Origin of the sequence: Arenibaculum pallidiluteum (assembly GCF_017355985.1) — a bacterium.
Classification (GTDB): domain Bacteria; phylum Pseudomonadota; class Alphaproteobacteria; order Azospirillales; family Azospirillaceae; genus Arenibaculum; species Arenibaculum pallidiluteum.
Genome location: NZ_JAFIQU010000035.1, coordinates 1 through 1,360, shown reverse-complemented (window position 1 = coordinate 1,360; position 1,360 = coordinate 1). Strand labels below are relative to the sequence as shown.

Below are 1,360 nucleotides of genomic sequence, written 5' to 3'. Positions count from 1 at the left end.
GCGCGTCCAATCCGTTAAGGACGCACACGGATCCAGCTCCGTCACACACCCGCAGGCCCAGGACTCTTGACCTGGTTCCCATCGACTACGCCTTTCGGCCTCGCCTTAGGGGCCGGCTCACCCTGCGCGGATTGACCGTGCGCAGGAACCCTTGGACTTTCGGCGACGGAGATTCTCGCTCCGTTTGTCGCTACTCATGTCAGCATTCTCACTTCCGTAAGCTCCAGGCGGCCTCGCGGACACCCTTCACCGCCGACGGAACGCTCCGCTACCACGCACGTCCTGAGACGTGCATCCATCGCTTCGGTACGTGGCTTGAGCCCCGGTACATTTTCGGCGCGGGCCGGCTTGTCTAGACCAGTGAGCTATTACGCTTTCTTTAAAGGATGGCTGCTTCTAAGCCAACCTCCTGGTTGTCTTGGCCTTCCCACATCCTTTCCCACTTAGCCACGATTTGGGGACCTTAGCGGATGGTCTGGGCTGTTTCCCTCTCGACGACGGACCTTAGCACCCGCCGTCTGTCTGCCGGGCTGCGCTCTGCGGTATTCGGAGTTTGGTTGGGATCGGTAGGTCGGTGAGACCCCCTAGCCCATCCAGTGCTCTACCCCCGCAGGCGATCGCCCGACGCGCTACCTAAATAGCTTTCGCGGAGAACCAGCTATTTCCGAGTTTGATTGGCCTTTCACCCCTAGCCACGGCTCATCCCCGACCTTTTCAACGGGCGTGGGTTCGGTCCTCCAGTGGGTGTCACCCCACCTTCAACCTGGCCATGGCTAGATCACTCGGTTTCGGGTCTGCGGCATGCAACTCAGGCGCCCGTTTCGGACTCGCTTTCGCTGCGCCTCAGCCTAGCGGCTCCGGCTCGCTGCATACCGCAAGTCGCTGACCCATTATACAAAAGGTACGCGGTCACCCCGCAAGGAGGCTCCCACTGCTTGTAGGCATCCGGTTTCAGGAACTGTTTCACTCCCCTCGTCGGGGTGCTTTTCACCTTTCCCTCACGGTACTGGTGCACTATCGGTCACTGAGGAGTACTTAGGCTTGGAGGGTGGTCCCCCCATCTTCGGACAGGATTTCACGTGTCCCGCCCTACTCGCTGGACCGACGCGGTTTACCGGTACGGGGCTGTCACCCGCTCTGGCGCCGCTTTCCAGCGGCTTCCCGTTATGTACGCCGGCCCAATGGCCTGGTCCCCGTTCGCTCGCCACTACTGGGGGAGTCTCGGTTGATGTCCTTTCCTCCGGGTACTGAGATGTTTCAGTTCCCCGGGTTCGCCTCCAGCGCCTATGTGTTCAGCGCTGGATACCGCCGAAGCGGTGGGTTGCCCCATTCGGAAACCCACGGATCAAAGCCTGCTCGC

1 rRNA gene (cut by a window edge) is annotated in these 1,360 nt (G+C 61.0%); it reads right to left on the bottom strand.

Annotation, left to right across the window (positions count from 1 at the left end):
• Positions 1–1,360, bottom strand: a 23S ribosomal RNA gene (locus JUB13_RS30925); its annotated part reaches 1,395 nt to the left of the window's first position; the annotation flags it as partial.